The organism is Chromohalobacter canadensis (assembly GCF_029544075.1).
Taxonomy (GTDB): Bacteria; Pseudomonadota; Gammaproteobacteria; order Pseudomonadales; family Halomonadaceae; genus Chromohalobacter; species Chromohalobacter canadensis_A.
In genome coordinates this window covers 22623-45608 of the sequence record NZ_JAJQJH010000020.1, presented here as the reverse complement: position 1 = coordinate 45608, position 22986 = coordinate 22623, and the positions used below count along the sequence as shown (strand labels likewise).

The 22986-nt window shown below is 61.3% G+C and carries 18 protein-coding genes; 6 read left to right on the top strand and 12 right to left on the bottom strand.

Annotated elements, in window-relative coordinates:
* Positions 1 to 56: 56 nt before the first annotated feature.
* The 6 genes from LUN51_RS16690 to LUN51_RS16665 all read right to left on the bottom strand — a co-directional run bounded on the left by LUN51_RS16690 (position 57) and on the right by LUN51_RS16665 (position 10566).
* A complete protein-coding gene (locus LUN51_RS16690) occupies positions 57 to 1034 on the bottom strand; it encodes a TAXI family TRAP transporter solute-binding subunit (RefSeq protein ID WP_277812130.1) in 978 nt (325 codons plus the stop codon).
* A 273-nt stretch (positions 1035 to 1307) separates the two neighbouring features.
* A complete protein-coding gene (locus tag LUN51_RS16685; RefSeq protein ID WP_246895552.1) occupies positions 1308 to 2693 on the bottom strand; it encodes a sigma-54-dependent transcriptional regulator in 1386 nt (461 codons plus the stop codon).
* Complete coding sequence (locus tag LUN51_RS16680; RefSeq protein ID WP_277812140.1) at positions 2686 to 4599, bottom strand: sensor histidine kinase; 1914 nt, start codon at positions 4597 to 4599, stop codon at positions 2686 to 2688. The genes LUN51_RS16685 and LUN51_RS16680 overlap by 8 nt, the downstream gene beginning before the upstream one ends.
* A gap of 210 nt (positions 4600 to 4809) precedes the next feature.
* A complete protein-coding gene (locus tag LUN51_RS16675; RefSeq protein WP_277812129.1) occupies positions 4810 to 7965 on the bottom strand; it encodes an efflux RND transporter permease subunit in 3156 nt (1051 codons plus the stop codon).
* Between the two features lie 9 nt (positions 7966 to 7974).
* Positions 7975 to 9018 carry an efflux RND transporter periplasmic adaptor subunit gene (locus tag LUN51_RS16670; RefSeq protein WP_277812128.1) on the bottom strand — a complete coding sequence of 348 codons (1044 nt, stop codon included), beginning with the start codon at positions 9016 to 9018 and terminating at the stop codon, positions 7975 to 7977.
* 174 nt (positions 9019 to 9192) lie between these two features.
* Complete coding sequence (locus LUN51_RS16665; RefSeq protein ID WP_431355589.1) at positions 9193 to 10566, bottom strand: MATE family efflux transporter; 1374 nt, start codon at positions 10564 to 10566, stop codon at positions 9193 to 9195.
* A gap of 165 nt (positions 10567 to 10731) precedes the next feature.
* Here LUN51_RS16665 and LUN51_RS16660 point away from each other — a divergent pair, with 165 nt between their 5' ends.
* Entirely contained in the window at positions 10732 to 11280 is a 549-nt protein-coding gene (locus tag LUN51_RS16660; RefSeq protein WP_277812126.1) for an elongation factor P hydroxylase, read from the top strand.
* Positions 11281 to 11327: 47 nt separating this feature from the next.
* Here LUN51_RS16660 and LUN51_RS16655 read toward each other — a convergent pair whose 3' ends face one another.
* Together LUN51_RS16655 and LUN51_RS16650 are read right to left on the bottom strand one after the other, a co-directional pair.
* Positions 11328 to 11804, bottom strand: coding sequence for a hypothetical protein (locus tag LUN51_RS16655; RefSeq protein ID WP_246942527.1), 477 nt, complete (start codon positions 11802 to 11804; stop codon positions 11328 to 11330).
* A 1-nt stretch (position 11805) separates the two neighbouring features.
* On the bottom strand, positions 11806 to 12612 hold the full coding sequence (locus LUN51_RS16650) for a TatD family hydrolase (RefSeq protein WP_052444851.1): 807 nt from the start codon (positions 12610 to 12612) through the stop codon (positions 11806 to 11808).
* Positions 12613 to 12774: 162 nt separating this feature from the next.
* Here LUN51_RS16650 and LUN51_RS16645 point away from each other — a divergent pair, with 162 nt between their 5' ends.
* Positions 12775 to 14724 (top strand): ATP-binding cassette domain-containing protein, encoded by a 1950-nt coding sequence (locus LUN51_RS16645; RefSeq protein WP_277812125.1) that lies wholly within the window; start codon positions 12775 to 12777, stop codon positions 14722 to 14724.
* Positions 14725 to 14767: 43 nt separating this feature from the next.
* Here the strand turns inward: LUN51_RS16645 and LUN51_RS16640 are convergent, their stop codons facing one another.
* Positions 14768 to 15223: a universal stress protein gene (locus LUN51_RS16640; RefSeq protein ID WP_040239166.1), complete on the bottom strand. Its 456-nt coding sequence runs from the start codon at positions 15221 to 15223 to the stop codon at positions 14768 to 14770.
* A gap of 96 nt (positions 15224 to 15319) precedes the next feature.
* Between LUN51_RS16640 and LUN51_RS16635 the strand changes: the two genes are divergently transcribed.
* A complete protein-coding gene (locus tag LUN51_RS16635; protein ID WP_277812124.1) occupies positions 15320 to 15820 on the top strand; it encodes a preprotein translocase subunit YajC in 501 nt (166 codons plus the stop codon).
* An 82-nt stretch (positions 15821 to 15902) separates the two neighbouring features.
* On the opposite strand, the gene slyA is transcribed toward LUN51_RS16635, so the two are convergent.
* Complete coding sequence (gene slyA / locus LUN51_RS16630) at positions 15903 to 16349, bottom strand: transcriptional regulator SlyA (protein ID WP_040239169.1); 447 nt, start codon at positions 16347 to 16349, stop codon at positions 15903 to 15905.
* A gap of 79 nt (positions 16350 to 16428) precedes the next feature.
* Complete coding sequence (locus LUN51_RS16625; RefSeq protein ID WP_277812123.1) at positions 16429 to 17559, bottom strand: DUF5924 family protein; 1131 nt, start codon at positions 17557 to 17559, stop codon at positions 16429 to 16431.
* A 341-nt stretch (positions 17560 to 17900) separates the two neighbouring features.
* Between LUN51_RS16625 and fadB the strand changes: the two genes are divergently transcribed.
* The 3 genes from fadB to LUN51_RS16610 all read left to right on the top strand — a co-directional run bounded on the left by fadB (position 17901) and on the right by LUN51_RS16610 (position 22100).
* On the top strand, positions 17901 to 20084 hold the full coding sequence (gene fadB / locus LUN51_RS16620) for a fatty acid oxidation complex subunit alpha FadB (RefSeq protein WP_277812122.1): 2184 nt from the start codon (positions 17901 to 17903) through the stop codon (positions 20082 to 20084).
* A gap of 26 nt (positions 20085 to 20110) precedes the next feature.
* Complete coding sequence (gene fadA, locus LUN51_RS16615) at positions 20111 to 21289, top strand: acetyl-CoA C-acyltransferase FadA (protein WP_277812121.1); 1179 nt, start codon at positions 20111 to 20113, stop codon at positions 21287 to 21289.
* 208 nt (positions 21290 to 21497) lie between these two features.
* The gene (locus LUN51_RS16610) at positions 21498 to 22100 is read left to right on the top strand and encodes a Yip1 family protein (RefSeq protein WP_246895548.1); all 603 of its coding nucleotides are present in this window, start codon (positions 21498 to 21500) and stop codon (positions 22098 to 22100) included.
* Between the two features lie 125 nt (positions 22101 to 22225).
* Here LUN51_RS16610 and LUN51_RS16605 read toward each other — a convergent pair whose 3' ends face one another.
* The gene (locus LUN51_RS16605) at positions 22226 to 22822 is read right to left on the bottom strand and encodes an inorganic diphosphatase (protein ID WP_277812120.1); all 597 of its coding nucleotides are present in this window, start codon (positions 22820 to 22822) and stop codon (positions 22226 to 22228) included.
* Positions 22823 to 22986: the final 164 nt, after the last annotated feature.

Here is a 22986-nt window from a genome sequence, read left to right as displayed (position 1 = left end):
GAGATGCATGCCGCCCCGCATCTTGATGCGAGGCGGCATTTAGATAAACGACCGACTTAGCGCTTCAGTTCTTCGGGGATCTCGTAGCCATTTTCCTCGTACCAGCGCACCGCACCCGGATGGAAGGGCAGTACGGTGTTGTACTTGAGGTTCTCGGGAATGCTGAATTCGGCGCTGCGGTGGATATCGCGCATCTTGTCGTTGTTTTCCATGCTCAGCTTGGTGATCTCGTAGACGAAGTCCTCGGGGAGATCGCAGCCGGCGATGGTGAAGTTCCACATGGAGACCGCACGAGCATCGTCTTCGAGAGTCTGGTAAGTATCGGCGGGAATCGAGAATGCCGAGACCGGGAATTCCTCCATCACCTTGGCTTGCTCCTCCTCGGTGAACTCGACGATATTGACGTCGGTTTGCACCTCGAGCTGGCTGACGGCGGGAATCGGAATACCGGCGGCGAAGGCAATGACGTCGATCAGACCATCCTGCAGCTGGCCGCCCAGGTCATTCCAGCCGCCGTTACGACGATCGAACTCGACACCCAGGGTTTCGAGCATGGCCGGGAAGTAGGTATCCGAGGTGGAAGCCGCCGGGCCAAAACCGATGCTGGCCCCGTCAGGGATATCGGAGATCGACTCGATACCGCTGTCGGCGAGCGTGGTGATGGAAAACGGCGTCTCGTACATTGGGAACAGCGCACAAACATTGTCCATTTGCACGCCCGGCGCCAATGAGCTCTTGCCGGCTACGGCATCGGCCGCTGGGCCCATGGTGGTTAGGCCGAGAGCCACCTCACCTGTGTGTACCAAGGCCAGGTTCTGATTGGGTCCACCGGTGACTTCACCGCCCCCTGAAAGCCCTAGTTCGTCGGCGACCATGTTGGCCCAGCCGGAGCCATACACGAAGTAAGTGCCACCTTGGCTGGCGGTGCCCACGGTAAAGTTTTCCGGCCAATCCTCACGGTCGGCTTGCGCCACGGTGGCGAGGCACATGGCCCCCGCGAGGGTAGCGGTCAAGGCGTGTGTCTTGATAGACATGGCGAATTCTCCCGATATCGATTGTGGTTATGCGTATCCATTACCGAGCTGTGCGGAGCATCAAGCTCGTCAAATACGTACTATCAGGGCAACCGCCATTCCATCTTTTGATTAAGCTTTACCTTTCAGGTAGTTACGATTTCATGTTTCGACGAAGGTAGAAGAAGGAGCGGCCTTTAATGGCTGGAAGTTCGCACAAAGCGACCAAAACATTGTGCGGATTTCCGCACAGGCTGGGCGTTTCTCGAGAATCTGACTGCGTCGAGCGCGAGGTTACTCCGTCTCGACGATGTGGCGGTAATCCTCGGCTTTCAAGCCGTGTTTTTTCAGCTTGTCGTAAAGTGTCTTGCGAGGTACGCCCAGTCGGTTGCATATATCAGTGACGCACCCCTGGTAGCGAACCAGTGCCTGGTTGATCACGCTCTTTTCGAAGACTTCGACCTGTTGGGCGAGTGGCAAGTCGCCATTATCTTTATGTGCGCCTTGAAGTAGCGTCTCGAGGCTATAATCACAGGTCGCCCCCAGCAACACGTAGCGCTCGGCGACATTGCGTAGCTCGCGGACGTTCCCTGGCCAATCGTGGGCTAGCAGGGCGGAGACTCCCTGACTGTCGAGCGGCGGTGCCTCCAGCCCGCTGCGGCTGGCGGAGACGGCAACGAAGTGCTGAAAGAGTAAGGGAATATCCTCGCGGCGCTCGCGTAGCGAGGGAATCGGCAAGGTCACCACATTGAGTCGGTAATATAGATCTTCGCGAAATCGCCCCGCCTCGGCGGCGAGCTTAAGATCCGTCTTGGTCGCGGCGATCACGCGTATATCGAGTGTGACCAGGTCATTCGACCCGAGCCGCTCCACTGCACGTTCCTGGAGCACACGCAGCAGCTTGACCTGCAGCGATAGTGGCATCGACTCGATCTCGTCGAGAAATACGGTGCCGCCATTGGCATGTTCGAATTTACCTACGCGACGTTCCACAGCGCCGGTAAAAGCGCCTTTTTCATGCCCGAATAATTCGGATTCGATGGTGCTTTCCGGCACGGCCCCGCAATTGATGGCGACAAAGGGTTTGCCACTGCGCGAGCTGCGCTCGTGAATGGCGCGTGCGACCAGATCTTTGCCCGTACCTGTCTCGCCGAAAAGCAACACATCGGTTTCGACTTGGCTGATGCGCTGCACCATTGAAGCGAGTTGCTGAATGGCGGGCGCGCGTCCCACTAGTCGGGGCCCCGGAGTCGATTGCTGCGCCTCGAGCTCAGCCTTTAGATGACGATTTTCCAAACTCAAGCGACGCTTCTCGATGCCGCGCCGCACGACCTCAACCAGGCGTTCTCCCGCGAAGGGCTTCTCCAGAAAGTCCCAGGCGCCATCGCGCATGGCTTCCACGGCGGTGGAAATATCGCCGTGCCCGGTGATCAACACCACCGGCAAATCGGGGTCGCGATGGCGGACCTCGCGCAGCAAGGCCATGCCATCCATGCCGGGCATGCGGATGTCGCTGACCAGCACGCCAGGGAAATCCGCGCTCAATGCTGCGAGCGCGGATTCCGCGCTTTCATGCACGTCGGGCGCATAGCCGGCCAATTCCAATGTCTGGCTGGCGGTGATACGTAGATGAGCTTCGTCGTCGACGAGCATGACGGGGATGGCGGACGTTTCATGCATGAGAGCTTTCCTCGGGTCGCGCGGGATCATCGGGGTCCGCGATGCGGGGAAGTGTGACACGGAAATGGGCGCCGCCGTCATTATGACCGCTAGCGTCGAGTTGGCCGCCGAGATCTTCGATGATGCGTCGCGAGATTGATAGCCCTAGCCCCAGGCCGCTACCCATGGACTTCGTTGTATAGAAGGGCTCGAAAATCCGTGTCAAATGCGCCTCTGAAATGCCCGGGCCGTTGTCGATGACGTCCAAGTGGACGCATGTCGCCTCGGGGACGATGGCGAGCGTCAGGCGTGGCTGGGAAACCTCGCTCATGGCCTGCAGGGCATTGCCGATGAGGTTCACCAGTACCTGCTCGAGCCGCACCGAGTCGGCGCGTACCCACACTGCCTGCTCGGGCCAGCGCTGAATGACCTGCACGCTGCCTTCGTGGATCCGCGATTGGAACAAGCGCAGCGCGTACGTAAAACAGGGCGTGACGGCCATCGCAGCGAGGTTGTCGCCGCTCTTGCGCGAGAACTGGCGCAACTGAGCGCTGATGTCTGCCATGCGTTCGGTGAGCTCGAGTACTTGCGCCAAATTGGCGTCGGCAGTCTCGAGGCGCTGTCGGGCAATGAAAGCACGGGCATTCTCGGTATAGGCGCGAATCGCTGCCAGCGGTTGGTTGAGCTCGTGGTTGATGCCGGCGGCCAATTGCCCGAGGACGGCGAGTTTGGCGGCTTGAACCAACTCATCCCGTGTGGCGCGTAGGCTGTCCTCGGCACGTTGGCGCTCCTCGATCTCCGCCGATAGCTGGCGGTTGGTGGAGACCAGGTCACGGGTCCGGCTTTCCACGTGGCGCTCGAGCTCGTCCCGTGCCTGGGCCAGGGTGCGTCGCTCGCGCTCGGCGAAGCGTTCCCGCTCGCGACGCAGGCGTAGGCGCTGCCAACCGATGCCGCCGCCTAGTGCGATGAGCCCGTAGAGTCCGCCGGCCAGCACGGCCGCCAGCCACTGGGCCTGATGGACGGGCGTCAGCGGCTTGAGGATATGAATATGCCAGTCGAAATTGGACATGGGGCGGGCCAGGCTCAAATAGCGTTGGCCGGCGAGCGGGCCCGAGTCGAAACCCACGAGGCGCGTACGGGTATCTCGGCGATGATGTTCGCGCAGACCCGAAGGCGGCAGCGCTGCGTTGCCGTAGCGTCGGGAGGCGATCACGGCCTGACGCTGGGCGTTCGTCAGCGGCGCCATGGTCGTCAAGCGCAGTTCGGGATGGCTGGCCATGAAGATGACTCCATCATGATCGGTGACCAATAGTTCGGCATCCTGCTCGGCCCACCCCGTTTCCACCGCGTCGAGCAGGACCTTGAGCACCATGACACCATCGGGGCGAGCCTCGGCGGCAGTGTCGTCGAGCCAAACCGGTGCCGAGAAATAGTAGCCGCGATCCTGAGATTGAATACCTAGACCGAAGAAGCTGCCATTCTTCCCGGCCATGGCTTCCCGATAATAAGGACGAAAACGATAATTCTGGCCGATGAAGGTATCGGGACGATGCCAATTGCTCGCCACGAGGGTGTCACCCGCCTGATCGAGTAAGTAAATGTCCGATACATTGGCAGTGGCTCGAAAACGGTCCAGCATGCGGTTTAACGGCATCGGATCTTGAGCGTCGGGGTCGTCCAGGAAGCGCTTGACCATTTCGCGCGAGGCAAGCAGCTCCGGTAAGTAATCGTGCCGCGATAAATGGCCGACGAGGCTAGCGGCCGACAGACGCAACTCGTTCTCGGCATCTTGACGCAGCGCCTGAAGTGCTTGCTCGCGGGCCAGGCGCGCCGTTTGCCACATGCAAAGGATCAAACCGGCGATGACGCCCAGCACCAAGAGTGTGCGCGGACGTAGCGGAACTGGAAAGCGGTGCTGAAAGGGCATGGGAACGTGCTGACTCGTGGCGGATGGCGTAACGCAGCGGGGCCACATGGCCACGCTCCCATGATGAGCGGCGGTTTGCTTAAAGTTAAGCGGCAGCGCTTAGTCTTTAGTCGCGACCCGAGCGCCGGTTACTTGGGTACTGAGCGTCGGAGCCTGGTCACGTTGCAGACCAGGCGCGTGGCAGGATGAATCTCTCAAGCGGCCGTTTTGTTAACTCTGCCGATGCTTCGTCCGCCAACTGAGCACCGCCACGGTAAGCGCGGGCAAAAAGGTCACGGTGACGATCGCCGTGCCAAGCAGCCCGAACAGCACAATGGCCCCGACACCGCGATATAGCTCGATTCCTTCGCCGGGTAAAAACACCAGCGGCGAGAGTCCGCATAGAGTGGTGAGTGTGGTCATCGCTATGGGGCGCAAGCGGCTCTCCACCGCATGAAAGACCGCGTCGCGCACGTTCATTGACGCTTCGCGCAGGTTCTCGCGGGCCTGGTGAACGACCAGAATAGGATTGTTGACCACGGTCCCCATCAGTATCAAAAAGCCCAACATGGTGATCATGTCAAACGGCTGGCTGATAGCGTTCAAGCCAATGCGTGGCAGCACCGCGCCGACGGTATTCATCAGCCATAGCCCGACGATGCCCCCGGCCGCGCCGAGGGGAATAGTCGCCAGAATCAGCAGCGGGTAGCCCCAGTGGGTGAAAATCGCCACCAGCAACAGGTACACGATCGCCAGCGCGATCAGGCCGTTGCTGGTTAACGCCTGGCGAGTGGCGTCCAACTGATCGCCCGCGCCCGTCACCGTTACATTGATATTGCCTGGCAGCTCGCCTGTGTCGCGCATTGGCTCTAGCACCTCACGCTGCATTCGTTCGATGCCGGCTTCGAGCGCCACGCTGCGCGGTGGAATCACGTCCAGGGTCACGCTACGCCGACCATCGACCCGGCGGAGGGTCGCGGTGCCCACGGTTTCTTCAATATCGGCCACGTCATTGAGCGGTACGTTGGAGCCGGTTGGCGTGTGCAGGGGCAGGCTGGCCAATTGGTCGAGGTCGATATCGCCTGCATTCGGGCCATAGCCGTACAGGTCTATTTTTTCATCGTCGAGATAGAAATCATCCAGGTAAGCGCCGTTGGTCAATACCGCGATGGCGGTGCCCAGGGAATCGGTGTCGAATCCTAATTCAGCGGCGCGCTCCCAGTCAGGGTAGACCTCGATCAGCGGCTGGCCGAGGTCGAGCGCAGAGGGGCGCGATTGAATGCGTGGATTGTCGAAGGCCGTTTCCGCACGCTGATAGATGCGGTTGGCCGTGGCGTAGAGCGTTTCAAGGTCATTGCCGGCTATATCCAGCGTGATGCTGCGTGTGCCGCCGTCGTTGCTGGAAATGATCGAGCCGCGAGCAGCAAAGGCACGCATGTCCGGGTAGGCCTCGTAACGCTCGGTAAGCGCATCCATCAGCGCTTCAATATGGTTGGGATCGATGGTCTCGGCAATGATGCGCACGCTCTGGGCTTCGGCCTCGATGCCCATGGTGCGGATCGGCGGAACATCGGTATCGCCGCGCTCAAAGGCGGCCGGTTCGGCGCCCACATGGGGCTCGAGTTCACGCTGCAGGGTGCGCGCGATCTCGTCCATGGTAGCGAGGTTGTAGCTGGCGGGGGCATTCATGCTCGCAAAGGTCTTGGCTTCTTCACCCTCGGGCAGGTACTCCGCAGGTGGTGTCAACCAGACAAAAATTGCCACGCCACCGATGACGCCAAGTACGATGGCCGCCAGGCGTCGTCCGGCGCTCTGGATCATGCCGTCCACTACCCATAAGCAGGCGCTCATCCAGCGCGGGCGGGTAGTGTTGCCATTACGATTATCTCCACCCCGGCCGCGGAAATCGATATGCGCGCCCAGGGTCGGGATGACGGTAATCGCCACGACCATCGAGATCAGGATCGAGGTGGCGATGGCCACGGCAATATCGGAGTAGAGCTGCCCGGCTTCCTGCTCGATGAAGAAAATCGGCACGAACACCAGAATCGTCGTCAGCGTCGAGGCCAACACTGCCGACCAAACCTGCTTGACGCCCGCAAGTGCCGCCTGGAACCGTGCTAGCCCCCGACGGCGCTGGGTTTCGATACTTTCGAGTACCACAATGGTGTTATCGATGGTCATGCCGATGGCAAAGGCGACCCCCGCCAGGGAAATCACGTTCAGGGTGCGCCCGGCCAGCAGCAGGCCAAGAAACGCGGCAATGGTACAGATGGGGATGCCGACGACACCGGCGAAGGTGGCCCGTGCCGAACGTAGAAAGGCATACATCACCAGCGTGGCGAACAGCGCCCCCAGGCCGAGGTTGAACCAGACGTTGGCAATCGATGATTCCACGTAGCGCACGTCGTCGTTAGACAGGGTGATCTGTATGCCCTGTTCTGCGAGCAGGCCGTCGTTCAATGCCTCGACTTCCTCAAGCATGTCGCGCTTGATGTCGATGACGTTGGCCCCGGGTTCGCGGCGGACCTGAACGCTGAGGACTGGCTCGCCAGCGGCGTTATACGATCGTGATGTGAGTTCGGCGTAGGACTGCTGCACCTCGGCGACGTCACCAAGGCGAACGATTTCGTCACCCTGGCGCCTGAGGATCAGCGCTTCGAGGCTTTTTACGTTGTCAAAGCGCCCCACGGTGCGCAACAAATAACGACGCTTGCCGCTTTCCAGATTGCCACCCGACACGTCCTGGTTGCGCGCTTCCAGCGCGGCTTGAATATCGCTGATGCTGAGGTCGCGAGCGGCGAGGGCGTCTGGGTCGAGCAGCAATTGCATCTGGCGTTCGGCTCCGCCGGAGACGCTGACTTCCGACACCCCGCTGACGCTTTCCATGCGTGGGCGCACGTTATCTTCCAGGTAATCGCGCATGGCTGGCATATCGAGCTGGCGAGGGTTGCCCTCGCGCGGGCCGACGTTGAAATACATGAACGCGTTGGCCGAAAACGAGTTGGCGACGATGCGCGGCTGGTCCACGTTGGTGGGGTAGGAGGGCACCTGACTGAGGGCGTTATTGACCCGGATCAGGGTTTCGGTGAGATCGACGCCGAAGGGAAACTCCAGCTCGATTTCTGCACTGCCACTGCTGGCGGTGGACTCCATACGCTGCAGATTGGGCACGTTGCGTAGGTATTCTTCCTGCTCGATGAGGATGTCTTTTTCGATGTCCTGCGGGTTGGCGCCGGCCCACTCGGTCTCGATACCAATCACCCGAGTTTCCAGGTCGGGAATCATATGCACGGGAATCCGCCAGATGGCGGCGATGCCCACAATCAGTAAAATCAGCGTGACCACGCTGACCAAAATGCCGTGGCGAATAATGGCGGCAAACATGCGTGGGCGTTACTCCTTGTCGTCGGCGAGGGTCAGTGCTTGCCCCTGCTCGAGGCGTTCATTACCCACCACGATCACGCGATCGCCGACCGCAACGCCTTCATGAACGGCGACGTTCCCCTCATGGCCGCTGCCGATTTCGACCCGCTGTTCAATGGCGCGCCATTGACCACTTTCCTGACGGGCAAGCCACACGCTGACGCTGCCATCCGGGCGTCGGATCAAGGCATCGCGGGGTACGCTGGGACCTGAGTCGCCCTCAATCCGCAGGCGGCCCTCAACGGCCATGCCGGGCATCAGGGGGAGCGCCTCGCTGGGGGCGGCGCGCAGCAGGAATTGGCGGTTACGGGTGTCTTGCGGTACCTGCGCTTGGGGACGGGCGGAATACCATTGGTCATCGCCTTCCTGGCGCACTTCAAGCGTGGCGTCACCCATTTGCGCATAGGCGGAGTAGGGCACTGAGAAATCAACCACCAACGAGCCGATGTCGATCAGCGTCAGCAAGGTGTCGCCGGGCGTGACCCATTCGCCGAGTTCGATTTCGCGCTGGGTGATCAGCGCGTCGAATGGGGCGGTGATCTCATGGCGGGTTATGCGTAGTTCCCAAAGTGCCTGTGCGGCTTGTTGAGCATCCAGAGTGGCTTCGGCTGCAGCCAGAGTATTTTGCCGCTGACGCTGCTCGCTAGCCGCGATGTGCTGCTGTTCTGCCAATTGGTTGGCTTCGTCGAGCAAGCGTCGGGCGTCGTCACGTTCGGCGCGGGCCTGGTCGACATTGGCCTGGGCGCGTTGGTGTTCGAGCTCGGCTTCTCGGCTGTCCAGGGCTAACAAGCGCTCACCCTGGCGGACTCGCGTACCCAGGTCGACATGTAGCGTGCTTACCTGGCCCGCCTCGGCGCTGGAGAGCTGCGACGTGCGCGGAGCACTCACGCTACCGTTCAAGCGGAGCATCTCGACACGCTGAGTTTCCTCGACTCGCTGGGTTTCCACCTGCGTTTCTTGAGCGGTAGCGGCATCCGCTGTGGCCACCAGCAAGGTCAGTGCCACTGTGCACATCCTGTACGTGCGGCCGATAGATCGGAGTCGTCGCAAGTTAGCCCACCCTTCAACTCAAATAACGCATCAGCGTGACACATTAAAACGCTCTGTTGGCGTTAGTGAGATCAACGTTATCGCGCTTGGGGGTGCCCACTGAGCATGATGAGCGACACTTTGCCGAAAGGCTGGACATCAAGCGTCGGCGCTGAGGCTGCGTCGGACACGGTGATGCAGGCGCCAGCCTAGCAACAGGGCAGCCACCGTCAGCCCGGCGCACAGCCCCAGCCAATAACCGTGGATGCCAAAGGGAGCGAAATGGCCTTCCCAGCCGCGCCCGAGCCAATGGCCGCCCGCCAGCCCGACTAACCAATACGACAATACCGTGATCAACATGATGATCCGCGTGTCCTTGTAGCCACGCAACGCGCCGGCCAGATTGACCTGGAGTGAGTCGGATATCTGATAGAACATCGCCAGGGCGACCAGCGACATGGCCAGCGTATGCACCTCCGTGTTCGACGTATATAGAGCGAGGATGGGCGATGCCGTCATCCACAGGATGGCGTCGTTTAACAACGCGACCAGCAGACACACGACGACGCCGTTCCAGGCCACGAAGCGCGCCTCGTGCATGTCACCGCGCCCTAGCGTGTTGCCCACCCGCACGGTGAGCGCCATGCTCAGCGACAACGGCAACATGAACAGGATCGAGGTGTAATTGAGCGCGATCTGGTGGGCAGCGACAACGACTTCCCCCAGGCGCGCGATGAACAAGGCTATCAGGGTAAACAGCGTGACCTCGACGAAAATCGCCACGCCGATGGGCACGCCGACATGCAACAGCTCGAGTATGGCGCGCCGCCGGGGTGGCACTGGCGAGTGCCATAACCTGACCTCACCGTATGCGTGTGCTCGACGCGTATAGATCATCATCGCCAGGCACATCACCCACATGGAGATCGCCGTGGCGATGCCACAGCCCACGGCGCCCAAAGCGGGCAATGCGGCGATCCAGTCGGGGGTGAGGCCGCCGAACAGCGAGACGATGCCGGGGGCCCCATAGATCAGCGCGTAGTTGCAGGGAATGTTGAAGCCCAGGCCCAAAAGACTGATCCACAAGGCAGGACGGGTGTGGTTCATGCCATCGGAGAAGGCACGCAAGGCTTGATAAAGGCCGATGCCCGGCATGCCAAACGCCACGCCAGCCAGATAACCGGCGGAAAGCTCGGCTACGTGGCTGGGGACACCCATGAGTCGAAAAATCTGACTGACGCCGAACCACAGAGCCGCCGCCGAGAGCCCACCCAGCAGCAAGGCGATCCACAGCGCCTGATGGACGTAAGGACGAATCGCCGCCTGGCGCTGGCCTCCTAACAGCTGCGCCACGATGGGCGTGAGTCCCATCAGGGCGCCGGTCATGAAGAGCATCAACGGTAGCCACAGGCTGGAACCGACCGAGACGGCAGCCAGGTCGGTGGCGCTGGCACGCCCCGCCATGATGATATCGACCGCGCTCATGCCCGACTGCGCCAATTGCGCGCCGCAGATGGGCAATGTCAGGCGCATCAAGAGACGCGATTCACGAAGGCTATGGGCGAACAAGGCCTGTGGCGCGGTCAAAGCAGTCCTCCCGGATAGGTAAAAGCGGCATTCTAGCAAGGGTGCGACGAGGACGCCTTTCATCGTGCGTCGGAGTGCCTATAATGTGCCTCCGCTTTTGAAGGAGGTCGCGTGAAGCACCGTATCGACGATGTCATCGCCGTATTCGACGGCATCTTTGCCGTGCCGTATCGAACGTGTCTGGTCAGCGGTGACGACGAGCCCCTGTACTGTCCCGCCGACAGCGAACATGACATGCACCGGATCATCTTCGCGCATGGTTTCTTCGCCAGTGCTCTACATGAAGTCAGTCATTGGTGCATCGCCGGGGAGCGCCGTCGTCAGCTCGAGGATTATGGCTACTGGTATGCGCCGGACGGCCGCGATGAGGCGCGTCAACGCGAGTTCGAAAGCGTCGAGGTCGCCCCCCAAGCGCTTGAATCGCTGTTCAGCGAGGCGTGCGATCTACGTTTTAGCGTCAGTGTCGATAATTTGGATGGCATCGAGGTCGATCGGCATGCCTTCGCCGCGGATGTCGAGGCCCGCGCGGATCGCTATCGTGAGACTGGTCTTCCTCTCCGCGCGGCGGCGTTTCGCGATGCACTACATGCCTTCTACCGTCGCGGGCTATCGCGCGAAGCGGCGATCGAGATAGGGCGCGAGCGATTGGCACAGGCATGACCGAAGGCATGCCCGTCCCTTGCCACGATAACGGTCACGAGTGCCCGCTATTCTTCGCCGCGCAAGCGTTGATGTAGATATAGCATGACCTGCACTTCGTGATCGGCGCGCATGGGCTCGAGCCCGAGATCGCCGAACAGTTCGCCCCGGGCGCGCGTCCATTCTCCCGGGCCGAGGTCGGGGTAGAGCGTTTCTGCCGGCGCCAGTTCGACGAAAGGCGTCACCGCGAAGTCCTCGAACAGGCGCGATAGTGCAGCCTCGTCGTCGCCAACCCCCGCAGTATAGAGTGTCACGTTGAAGTGATCGGTCTCCAGCTCGCGCAACACGTCCAGGGGGCTGAGGCCCAGGCTGCGCAGTTCGTCTAGGCTATAGTCGCCGAGTTTGAGGAGATCCTCGTCGAGCCAGTCGTCGTCGGGTTGGATCAGCGCATGCTTGATCTGGCCATCGGGCAGGGCCCAGGAAATGGCGACGGGAAGCGCGTCCTCGTCGCCGGTTTCGATGGTGATGAAACCGGGAAAGTCCATGTCATTGCTCCTCGTCGAGTTGGAAGAATCGGCGTGCTGTGGCCGTCGTTGCGGCGGCCAGCGTCGCCTCGCTTTCACCGCGCCAATGGGCGATCTCACGGACGATCCAAGGCAGCAGTGCCGGTTCGTGACGGCGTCCCTTGAGCTTGGCCGGCAGGTTGCGCGGCAACAAGTACGGGCAATCGGTTTCGACCATCAAGCGCTCGGCAGGAATGTCGCCGACGATCTCGCGCAGATGATGGCCGCGGCGCTCATCGCACAGCCAGCCGGTCAGGCCGATATGCACATCGAGATCCAGGTAGCCATGCAGGGTCTCGCGATCGGCGGTGAAACAATGGATAACGGCGTCGCCGATATCGTCGCGCCAGTGACGCAGGATTTCGCGCATCCGGGGGCCGGCGTCGCGCTCATGCAGAAATAGCGGCAGGCCGCTTTCGACGGCCAGGCCGAGCTGGGCTTCGAGGGCGCGTTCTTGCTCGGCAGGGGTGGAAAAGTTGCGGTTGAAGTCCAGCCCGCATTCGCCTACGGCGACGACCTTGGCATCGGTATGCAACGCCCGCATGGCGCTCTCCAGCGTGGCATCCCAGTGGCTCGCCATATGCGGGTGCAGTCCCGCCGTGGCGTAGAGGCCGTCATGGCGATGCGCCAGAGCGGCGGCTTGTTCACTGTGCGCCATGTCGGTGCCGGTGAGGATCAGGGTCGCTACCTGGGCCGCGTGGGCACGCCCGAGTACGGCGTCGACATCCTTGGCGAAGCTTTCGTGCGTCAGGTTCGCGCCGATGTCGACCAGGGGCGCGGGCGACGTCATGCGCAGCGCGTCAGGTAGCGGATTGGCGTCGTCGTGTGTCACGGAAGATCTCTCCAGCCCAATGAGTCGCGAAAACCCACCATTCTACCCCCGGACCTAGGAGGCGACCATGCGTTACACTAGTGTCTTTACTACGAATGTCTGTCAACGAGGTGGTTACGCGTGACGCTGTTACGTCTGGAACAGGTGCAATTGGCTTACGGCCCCCAGGTCCTGCTGGATCATGCCGAACTCACCTTGGAGAAAGGAGAGCGCTTGGCGCTGGTGGGGCGCAACGGCACGGGCAAATCGACGCTCCTCAAGCTGATTGCCGGTGAGGCGTTGCCCGATGGAGGACACATCTGGCGCGCGCCGGGACTGAAGGTGGGCGTTCTGGCGCAGGAACTGCCGGATGCGAGTGGCCGCACCATTTTCGATGTGGTCGCCCAGGGCCTGCCCGAGGCAGGCGCCTTGCTGAGCGCTTATCACCACCTGGTGATGAGCGATTCGCCCGACATGGACGAGCTTGAGCGGCTGCAAACCCAGCTTGAATCGGTGGATGGCTGGTCGTTTCATCAACGCATCGACACCATTCTCTCGCGTCTGGGGCTGCCGGAAGATACCGAAATGGTAAGCCTCTCCGGGGGCTGGCGGCGTCGCGTGGCACTGGCGCGCGCCCTGGTAGCCAACCCGGATGTGCTGTTGCTCGATGAGCCGACCAACCATCTCGACCTGGATACCATTGGCTGGCTGGAAGAGCAGCTGCTCGCCTTCAATGGTTCGGTGCTATTCATTACCCACGACAGGGCCTTCCTGTCGCGACTGGCGACCAATATTCTCGAGCTCGACCGCGGGTTGCTGGGGCGTTATCCCGGTGATTACGTGGCGTATCAGGAACAAAAGCAGCATGAGCTTGAGGTCGAAGCGCGAGAGCGCGCCGAATTCGACAAGAAGCTCGCCAAAGAAGAGAGCTGGATTCGTCAGGGCATCAAGGCACGCCGCACGCGCAACGAAGGTCGCGTGCGGGCGCTCGAGAAGATGCGTGGCGAGCGTGCCGAACGTCGTGAGCGCGTGGGCCGCGCGCAGCTCAGCGTCGACAGCGGCGAGCGTACCGGCAAGCGCGTCGTTGAACTCACCGGTGTCAGTCAACGTTTCGGCGACGATTGGGTGGTGCGCGATCTATCGCTTGAAATTCAGCGTGGCGATCGTATTGGCTTCATCGGTCGCAATGGCGCCGGCAAGACCACGTTGCTGAAGATCTTGCTGGGGGAGCTCGAGCCCTCCGAAGGACAAGTACGGATGGGCACCAACCTGAGCGTTGCCTATTTCGATCAGCTGCGTGCCGGGCTCGAACTCGAGAAGACGGTCTACGACAACGTGGCTCAGGGCAGCGACCGCGTTCAGGTGGGTGGCAAGGACAAGCATGTCATGAGCTACCTGCAAGACTTCCTGTTCTCGCCGGACCGCGTTCGTCAGCCGGTCAAGGCCCTCTCGGGCGGGGAATCCAACCGCTTATTGCTGGCGAAGCTGTTCACCCAGCCGGCCAACGTCCTGGTGCTTGACGAACCGACCAACGACTTGGACGTCGAGACACTCGAGTTGCTCGAGGAGTTGCTGCTCGATTTCGACGGTACCCTGCTGCTGGTTTCACACGACCGCGCCTTCATGGACAACGTGGTTACCAGTGTGCTGGCCTTCGAGGGCGAAGGTCGCGTTCAGGAGTATGTCGGCGGGTATAGCGACTGGGTGCGTCAGGGCGGCAAGTTGCCCCCGGCGCCTGGCGAGTTCGGCAATGCGGCGAACGTGCTGCCGGCCCGTGAGGCCGAGCCCTCGACGTCCGCGCCCGCCAGTCCTGAACCCAGCAAGAGCGAGGCCTCAACGGCGTCGGCTACGTCCAAGCGGGTCAAGCTTTCCTACAAGTTGCAGCGCGAACTGGATCAACTGCCGGCCACCATCGAGACGTTGGAAGCCGACATCGCCGACTTCGAAGCGGAAGTGGGCGCCCCTGAGTTCTACCAGCAAGATGCTGAGACAGTTACTCGGCGCTTGGAAGCACTGGAGGCCAAGCAAGCCGAGCTGGATGAGGCGATGTCGCGCTGGATGGAACTGGAAGCAATGGCCGAGGGCGAGTAAGTGGCGGCGCGCCGGGCACGTTCGACGTGCCCGGCGCATACGGTCATTCGTCGACTTCCCCGTCTTTCCCCACGCGTACCGCTAGCACATCGCATTGCGCGCCGTGTAGCACGCCGGTAGAGGTCGAACCAAGCAGCAAGGCGAAACCGTGACGCCCGTGCGAGCCCACTACGATCAAGTCGACATTGTGTTCGGCGGCGAAACGATGGATCTCGGTATCCGGCATGCCGACCACGACGTACTGGTTGTCCGCCGAGATCCCGTGAGGATCGGCGATTTCCGCGAGCCGCTGCTTGGCATGATCGTCGAGCTGATCTTGAATGCTGGTCAGATCCATGGGGATATCGCCACCATAGGCGAATCCCAGTGGTTCGAGCGTATGCATGATCGACAGCTTGGCATGGTTGCGTTCGGCGATGGGAATCGCACGCTCGAGTACCTTGCGGGAATCCTTGGTCAGATCGACGGCGACTAAAACGTGTGTGTACTCGTTACTCATGGGGCATCTCCCACCTTGTCGATGAACACTTCCACTTTAGGCGTGCCGAATCGACGAGACAATGCTTTAGATCAATCAGCGCCTACGGAGGCAGGCTTGGAGATCTTTCTATTCTTGGGGCTGGCGGTATTTCTCATTCTTTCGCCAGCTTTGTGGCTCAGGCCGGGGCTTCATGAAAAGCGCCGCAGTGCGTTGCGGGTGGCAGCGCGTGAATCGGGCGCGGCGATCCGTGCCGACAAGCCGCCGCTGCAAGCGGTGGATGGCTTGGTGGGGTATCGCTGGCGTTATCCGCAAGCCGCGCCGGGGAGTGATTTCACGCTGGTGCGTGATGCCCATGCCAGTGATCGGTTGCAGGAAGTCATGGCGGGATGGCGTTGGCGTCAGGCGCCGTTGCCACCGTTGAGCGACGACAATGATCGCCGTTTGAAAGAGGTACTGCGTACTCTGCCCGAGGACGCGCTGGTCGTGGCGTCGGCGCCGCAAGGCTTGACGCTGTGGTGGGAGGAATCTTGCGAGGCCAAGGCATTCGAGCCATCACTGCGTGCACTGGTCGGTCTCGTCGACCAACTGGCTGGAAGTGGCCGCCATCGTAAATAGCATTGCTGCATAAGTGAGTACCGCCACGCACGAGCACCGCGTGATGGCTCACGCGGTGCTCAGGGCAATACCAAGTGATCGCTCACTCCTCGCAAGACGAGCGTGACAGCAGCTGCTGCCCATTCTTCTCGATGCGCGTCAGTATAGCGTCCAACTGGTCGATGTCGTCATCGCTCAAGCCTTCGATCATTTCGATACGCGCCTGCTCGACGACGGTTTCGATCTTCTTGAGCAGTGGCGTCGCCTTGTCGGTGAGGTAGACGCGCTTGGTGCGACGGTCCTCATCGCTGGGGCGGCGCTCGATGAGCCCTTGTTCGGTTAGTTGGTCGAGTGTCCTGACCAAGGACGGAGCTTCCACGCCGATTGAGCGAGCCAGATCGCATTGCGGCTGGCCATCACCCATTTTCGACAGGTGATAGAGCGTCACCCAACGTGTCTGCGTCAGCTCCAGGGGAGCCAGGCGTTCGTCGAGGATGGCGCGCCACAGGCGTGGTACGCGCGACAGTTTGAGTCCGATATCCTGATGCATGGGCCTTGTATTGGTTAGGAACCTAACGGGATTGTCCCGAGTGCGACGTGCTATTGCAAGTCACACTATCGTCGACCTTTCATTCATCGTCTTGGGTCGAACCGGCGACCAAGTGACGGATGTTCCAGCCAGGCAAACCCGGGGGTGAATGGATGTCGCCATCGGCATGCGTGGCCTTCGAGGCGTCTTCGTCGACACGAAAACGCAGTGTGCCGATTCGCTGGTCGGTGGCCGTCATCACATCGATCTGCCAGCTACCTTGCGATGCCGAGGGGAAGTTCTGCTTATGCGTCCAGGCGCGGTAGCCCTGCTCGCGTCCCCCGCGGATGACCAGCGGTATGCGATCGACCACTTCGCCATTGTGCCGCCACACGTGATAGATCTTCTCGCGTAGGCCGCGTGGCGCGCGAATCGCGGTGTAAGCGTACAAGCCTTGCCCCGAGAGTGTCGATGGGGTTAGCACGCTTTCGTCGCGCGGCTCGCGAGCCCCCACATCGAACCCTGGTGAGAGTGCGCTGCCGGATAGCCACAGCGTGGCCGGCGGAATCCACACCCGGCCCATCCAGGCCACCGAGGACAACACCACGATCAGCCCGATCATCGCCAGCCAACGCCACAGCCCTTGGGGCTGCATCAGGTTGATCAGGCTGGGCACGCTGAAGATCGCCATGGCCACGATAGCCAGCAGCAGGCTCTGTCCGGTGGTCAGATGCAGCATGATCGGCAATGTCACCAGCACCACCACGAACACGCACAATGCGTGGAACATGAAGTACAGCCAGCGATGGCGTTGCGCGAGGCCGAAATACAGCGGATCGAGAATCGCCAGCAGGCCGCAGCCGATCAGCAGCAACGTGAAGACGGCCTGGCCGCTTGCCCATACCGTGGTGGCAAGGAAAAACGGCAACGCGAAGAACAGCGTCTCCTGGTGAATGAGCTGCGCGATGAAGGTCGTCACCATGCGTGGCAGGCCGGGCTGGCCGCGGAAGTTGAGCAACCGAGTCAACAGGCTTTCGGCTAGCAACAGGCACCAGGCGAACAGCAGCCCCAAGGCCAGCACTGCGCCCAGCCATTGCTGGCGATTGACCAGGAAAAACCCCAGCAAGCCGATGACGAAGGCAGTGGGCGGCCACAGCCAGGCATAGCGTTTGAGCTTTTCGACAAGCGGCGTAATGCGAGCGAGCAGTGTCGCGCTAGCGGGTAAGGACATGAGGCGTGTGGATGTTCCGATGCAGCGTGTAATAAAAGGGAGTGCGTAAAAAAGCGGCGCGATGGCTGGTGGATCGCAAAGATGCCTATCCTATCAGGAGTCCGTCGTGTCCGGGAGTTGTCTTGTCGGGATGTGCCTCGTCGGGATGTTCTCGATGGGACGTGTTTCAACGCGACCATTCGCTAATGGTGGAAGACTTGACGCCACCGCTTGGCTGGCGCAAGCTGATCTGCATTCAAACGACTGTATGAAAGTGTGCGAGGAGCAGCGCCACGCCCGAGCTCGGCGCATGCCTCCTTCGTGAATCGTGAGGTCCAGGCCAACAGCAGGGAGAGCCCTGAATGATTTATCAAGGTAACGCCATCACGGTGGTGCAGCGCGATGACGGCATCGCCATGCTGACCTTCGATGCGCAAGGCGAGTCCGTCAACACGCTCTCGAGTAAGGTGATCGAGGAGTTCGAAGCGGCCCTGGCAGCCCTCGGCGAGACAGCGGGTGTCAAGGGCCTGGTCATCGCCAGCGCCAAGGACGCCTTCATCGTCGGGGCAGACATCACCGAATTCCACGGCATGTTCCGCCGCGACGAAGCCTTCCTGGTCGACATGAACACGCGGGTGCATCGCATCTTCAACACATTGGAGGACCTGCCTTTTCCCAGCGTGGCGGCGATCAACGGCCTGGCGCTCGGCGGTGGCTGCGAGATTACCCTGGCGTGTGATTTCCGCGTCATGAGCGACAACGCCAAACTGGGCCTGCCCGAGACCAAGCTGGGGATAGTGCCGGGTTGGGGCGGTTGCGTGCGTCTACCGCGCTTGATCGGTGCCGACAACGCCATCGAGTGGATCTCTGGCGGAACGGAAAACCGTGCCGACGCCGCCTTGAAGGTCGGCGCGGTGGACGCCGTCGTCTCGGGGGATGCCCTGGAAGCCGCTGCGCTGGATATGCTGGCCCGCGCCAATACCGGCGAGCTCGATCACCAGGCGCGCCGCAACGCCAAACAGTCCCCGCTGATGCTCAACGCCATCGAGCAGATGATGGTGTTCGAGACCGCCAAGGGCTATGTGGCGGGCAAGGCGGGGCCGCATTACCCGGCGCCCATCGAAGCGATCAAGGTCATCCAGAAGGGGGCCGGCGAAGGCCGCGAACGTGCGCAGGCCATCGAAGCCAAGGCGTTTGCCAAGCTTGCCAAGACTGACGTCTGCTATCACCTGGTTGGCTTGTTCCTGAGCGATCAACTGGTCAAGAAAAAGGGCAAGCAGTATGCCAGCCAGGCCGCCGCCGTGAACAAGACAGCGGTGCTGGGCGCGGGCATCATGGGCGGGGGCATCGCCTATCAGAGCGCGTACAAGGGCACGCCGATCCTGATGAAAGACATCAAGGAAGAGGCGCTGCAACTGGGTCTGCAGGAAGCGCGCAAACTGCTCGGCAAGCAGCTCGAGCGTGGCCGCCTGAGTAGCGACCAGGTCGCCGAAGCGCTGTCCAACATTCGCCCCACGCTCTCCTATGGGGATTTCGGCGATGTCGACCTGGTGGTCGAAGCCGTGGTCGAGAACCCCAAGGTCAAAGAGGCCGTGCTGGCCGAGGTCGAAGGGCTGCTCGACGACAATGCCACGCTGACCTCCAATACCTCGACGATCTCCATCGACCGCCTGGCAGCCAATCTCAAGCGCCCCGCAAACTTCTGCGGCATGCACTTCTTCAATCCCGTGCATCGCATGCCGTTGGTCGAAGTCATTCGTGGCGAAAAAACCAGCGACGCCGCCGTGGCCGCAACCGTCGCGTATGCCCGGCAGATGGGCAAGACCCCGGTCGTCGTCAATGACTGCCCGGGCTTTCTGGTCAATCGCGTGCTGTTCCCCTATTTCGGCGGCTTCAGCCTGCTGGTCGAGCAGGGCGCCGACTTCGAGCGTGTCGACAAGGTCATGGAAAAGTTCGGCTGGCCCATGGGCCCCGCTTACCTTCTGGACGTGGTAGGCATGGACACCGCCGTGCACGCGCAGACGGTGATGGCGGAAGGCTTCCCCGAGCGCATGGCGCAGGAAGCCAAGAACGGTGGCAAGACGGCCATTCAGCGCATGTACGACGAGGACCGCCTGGGCCAGAAGAACGGCAAGGGGTTCTATCGCTACGAAGAGGACAAGAAGGGCAAGCCCAAGAAGGTCTCCGACGAGCAGGCGCATGCGCTGGTCGATGAAGCCGTCGATACGCGTGGCGAGTTCAGTGACGACGATATCATCGCGCGCATGATGGTGCCGCTGTGCATGGAAGCCGTACGCTGCCTGGAAGACGGCATCGTCGCGACGCCGGCCGAGGCGGATATGGCATTGATCTACGGCATCGGTTTTCCGCCGTTCCGGGGTGGGGCGCTGCGTTACATTGACGCGCTGGGTGTCGAGGCGTTCGTCGCCCAGGCCGAGACGCTGGCCGAGGAACTCGGACCGCTTTATCGCCCCACCGAGCGGCTGCGTGATATGGCCGCCAAGGGCGAGCGTTTCTATCCCGACACGTCCGAATCCGATCAATGAGCCACCACGCAACGAGGAGCGCGAAAATGAGTTTGAATCCTAGAGATATCGTGGTGGTCGATGCCGTCCGGACCGCCATGGCCAAGGCCAAGCACGGTGCCTTCCGCAATGTGCGTGCCGAAAATCTTTCCGCCTCGGTGATACAGGCGCTGTTCGATCGCAACGCCAACCTGGTGCCTGCCGAGGTCGACGATGTGATCTGGGGCTGTGTCAATCAGACCCTCGAGCAGTCCATGAATATCGCGCGCAATGCCGCGATCATGACCGGTATCCCGCGCAGCGTGCCGGCGCAGACGGTCAATCGCCTGTGCGGCTCGTCGATGAGCGCGCTGCATATCGCCACGGCCAACATCAAGGCCGGCATGGGCGACTTCTACATCATCGGCGGTGTCGAGCACATGGAACATGTGCCGATGGACCATGGCGTCGACGTCAACCCCGCGGCCAGCAAGTACGCCGCCAAGGCCGCCATGATGATGGGCCTGACCGCCGAGCTGCTGGGCAAGATGCACAATGTCGGCCGCGAGGAGCAGGACGCGTTCGGCGTGCGCTCGCATCAACGTGCAGTGGCCGCCAACGAAAACGGCTACTTCGACAACGAGATCGTCGGTGTCGAAGGGCACGACGCCGATGGCTTCCGGCATTTGATCGACCGCGACGAGGTGATCCGCCACGACGCCAACCTGGAAGACATGGGCAAGCTCAAGCCGGTCTTCGACCCCAAGGGCGGTACGGTCACGGCGGGCACGTCTTCGGCGTTGTCCGTGGGCGCCTCGGCGCTGGCGGTGATGAGCTACGAGCGTGCACAAGCGCTGGGGCTCGAGCCGCTGGCGCGGGTGATTTCCACGGGCGTCGCCGGCTGTGACGCCTCGATCATGGGCTACGGCCCGGTGCCCGCAACGCAGAAGGCTCTCAAGAGCGCGGGCCTTGCCATCGACGACATCCAGACCGTCGAGCTCAACGAGGCGTTCGCCGCGCAATCGATCCCCGTGCTCAAGGATCTCGGCCTGCGCGAGCGCATGGACGATGTCGTTAACCTGAACGGCGGCGCCATCGCGCTGGGGCATCCCCTGGGCTGCTCCGGGGCGCGTATCTGCACCACGCTGCTCAACGTCATGCGCCAGCAAGACACCAAACTGGGTCTGGCGACCATGTGCATCGGCATGGGCCAGGGCGTGGCCACGGTGTTCGAACGCCTCAAGTAACGCACTATCCGCTTTTCGCCTGAAGTACAGCGACCACAAAGCGACACTCGCCATGAGTGTCGCTTTTTAATGTGTATGCCGTTTCAATCGGTAAATCTGATATTACTGACCAAAATACTGACTACACTGATAAAAACGTCGCGGCGCATCGAATCATTACGTGGGCCGCGACGTGATACGTACATCGGCGATGGAGGAGGTGTTTTCTATGCTCACGCATGTCTGGGGACTCTTGGCGCACCCGAATCGTGAATGGAAGCAGATCCACGACGAAAGGGAGACCATCATCCACCTCTACAGTCACCATGTTCTGGTAATGGCACTGATCCCGGTGGTGTGTGCGTTCATTGGTACCACTCAGGTTGGCTGGGATTTCGGTGGTGGGCACACCATCCAACTCAACTATCTGGACGCCTTCTTCGCGGGGGTCGCCTTCTATGTGGCGATCTTGCTGGCGGTGGGCTTCATGGGTTCGGTGATTCACTGGATGGCGCAACGCTATTCCAGTCCCCCGAGTCGTCGACGCTGCATCATCTTTGCCGGGTATGTCGCTACGCCGATGTTCGTCGGCGGCGTCGTCGCCCTCTACCCATTGGTCTGGCTGTGCATGCTGGCGACCATCATCGGGCTCTGTTATAGCGCCTATCTGCTGTATCTGGGTATTCCCAACTTCCTCGACATCGGCGCGGAAGAGGGTTTCATCGTCACCGGCTCGACGCTGGGTATCGGCGTGCTGGTACTTGAGGCGTTGCTAGCTGTGACAGTATTGCTGTGGGGCTACGGCGCCAAGTTGTTGGGCATCGACTTGTAGAAAGTCGCTGAAACGGAGTGTGTCGAGCAGCGCCCGGTAAGCACTCTGGAATGCACATGCGAAGCAGACGCCAACGGCACCCAAAGGGGCGCCGTTGGCGTTGAAGGGAAGGGCTCGGTTTTACGTTACTGCGGCGCCTGGTAGGCATCGAAGGCTTGGGACAGGATGTCACGCGCCTCGCTGGCATCGCCGAAGCCGTTCAATTCGATATCGCCGCCCTCCGGCAGATCTTTGTAAACGCGGAAGAAGGCATTGAGCCGTTCGGCTTGCATGGACGGGAGGTCCTCGATTTCCTCGACGTCGACGTAGCTGGGATCTACGGCATCGGTGGGCACGGCGATGATTTTGTCGTCGGCTTCACCGTCGTCGACCATCCGCAGCACGCCGATGGCCCGGACCTCGATCACGGCGCCGGGATAGATGCTGTCACGGGTGAGCACCAGCGCGTCCAGCGGGTCGCCATCGCCACCCGCCGAGCTGGTGATGGAGCCGTAGTTGGCGGGGTAGCGAACCGGCATCGAGACATAACGGTCTACGATCAACTGGCCGTGCTCAGCATTGATTTCGTACTTGGTGAAGCTCCCGGCGGGAATCTCGTTGACCACATGGAAGCTGGCCGGTGCGTCATCGGGTTGCGGATAGTCGAAGACGTTCGGCTGCGCCTGGGCGGACGCGGTGAACAGCAAGCCGGCGGCGATCAGGAAAGGGGTGATGATATTCATGGGACCTCGCGCTGTGGTGAGAAAAGTGAGGTCTCCAGCCTATCCATCGGATGATGACACGCGCGTGACACCGTCCCCGGTGGCCGCCAGCAGGCGTGGCGCTATATGGACGGATGCCATGAGAGAGGCGCTGGATAGTGCGCCTTTGCATAGATTTTTATGAT

What these genes read in the sequence shown, in the direction of transcription:
- LUN51_RS16680 (WP_277812140.1), bottom strand. Translation starts at nt 4,599, where the DNA reads ATGCCCTTTCAGCACCGCTTTCCAGTTCCGCTACGTCCGCGCACACTC.
- LUN51_RS16650 (WP_052444851.1), bottom strand. Translation starts at nt 12,612, where the DNA reads ATGACGTCGCCCGCGCCCCTGGTCGACATCGGCGCGAACCTGACGCAC.
- LUN51_RS16610 (WP_246895548.1), top strand. Translation starts at nt 21,498, where the DNA reads ATGCTCACGCATGTCTGGGGACTCTTGGCGCACCCGAATCGTGAATGG.
- LUN51_RS16625 (WP_277812123.1), bottom strand. Translation starts at nt 17,559, where the DNA reads ATGTCCTTACCCGCTAGCGCGACACTGCTCGCTCGCATTACGCCGCTT.
- LUN51_RS16670 (WP_277812128.1), bottom strand. Translation starts at nt 9,018, where the DNA reads ATGTGCACAGTGGCACTGACCTTGCTGGTGGCCACAGCGGATGCCGCT.
- LUN51_RS16655 (WP_246942527.1), bottom strand. Translation starts at nt 11,804, where the DNA reads ATGGACTTTCCCGGTTTCATCACCATCGAAACCGGCGACGAGGACGCG.
- fadA (WP_277812121.1), top strand. Translation starts at nt 20,111, where the DNA reads ATGAGTTTGAATCCTAGAGATATCGTGGTGGTCGATGCCGTCCGGACC.
- LUN51_RS16675 (WP_277812129.1), bottom strand. Translation starts at nt 7,965, where the DNA reads ATGTTTGCCGCCATTATTCGCCACGGCATTTTGGTCAGCGTGGTCACG.
- LUN51_RS16665 (WP_431355589.1), bottom strand. Translation starts at nt 10,566, where the DNA reads ATGCGCCTGACATTGCCCATCTGCGGCGCGCAATTGGCGCAGTCGGGC.
- slyA (WP_040239169.1), bottom strand. Translation starts at nt 16,349, where the DNA reads ATGCATCAGGATATCGGACTCAAACTGTCGCGCGTACCACGCCTGTGG.
- LUN51_RS16640 (WP_040239166.1), bottom strand. Translation starts at nt 15,223, where the DNA reads ATGAGTAACGAGTACACACACGTTTTAGTCGCCGTCGATCTGACCAAG.
- fadB (WP_277812122.1), top strand. Translation starts at nt 17,901, where the DNA reads ATGATTTATCAAGGTAACGCCATCACGGTGGTGCAGCGCGATGACGGC.
- LUN51_RS16690 (WP_277812130.1), bottom strand. Translation starts at nt 1,034, where the DNA reads ATGTCTATCAAGACACACGCCTTGACCGCTACCCTCGCGGGGGCCATG.
- LUN51_RS16605 (WP_277812120.1), bottom strand. Translation starts at nt 22,822, where the DNA reads ATGAATATCATCACCCCTTTCCTGATCGCCGCCGGCTTGCTGTTCACC.
- LUN51_RS16685 (WP_246895552.1), bottom strand. Translation starts at nt 2,693, where the DNA reads ATGCATGAAACGTCCGCCATCCCCGTCATGCTCGTCGACGACGAAGCT.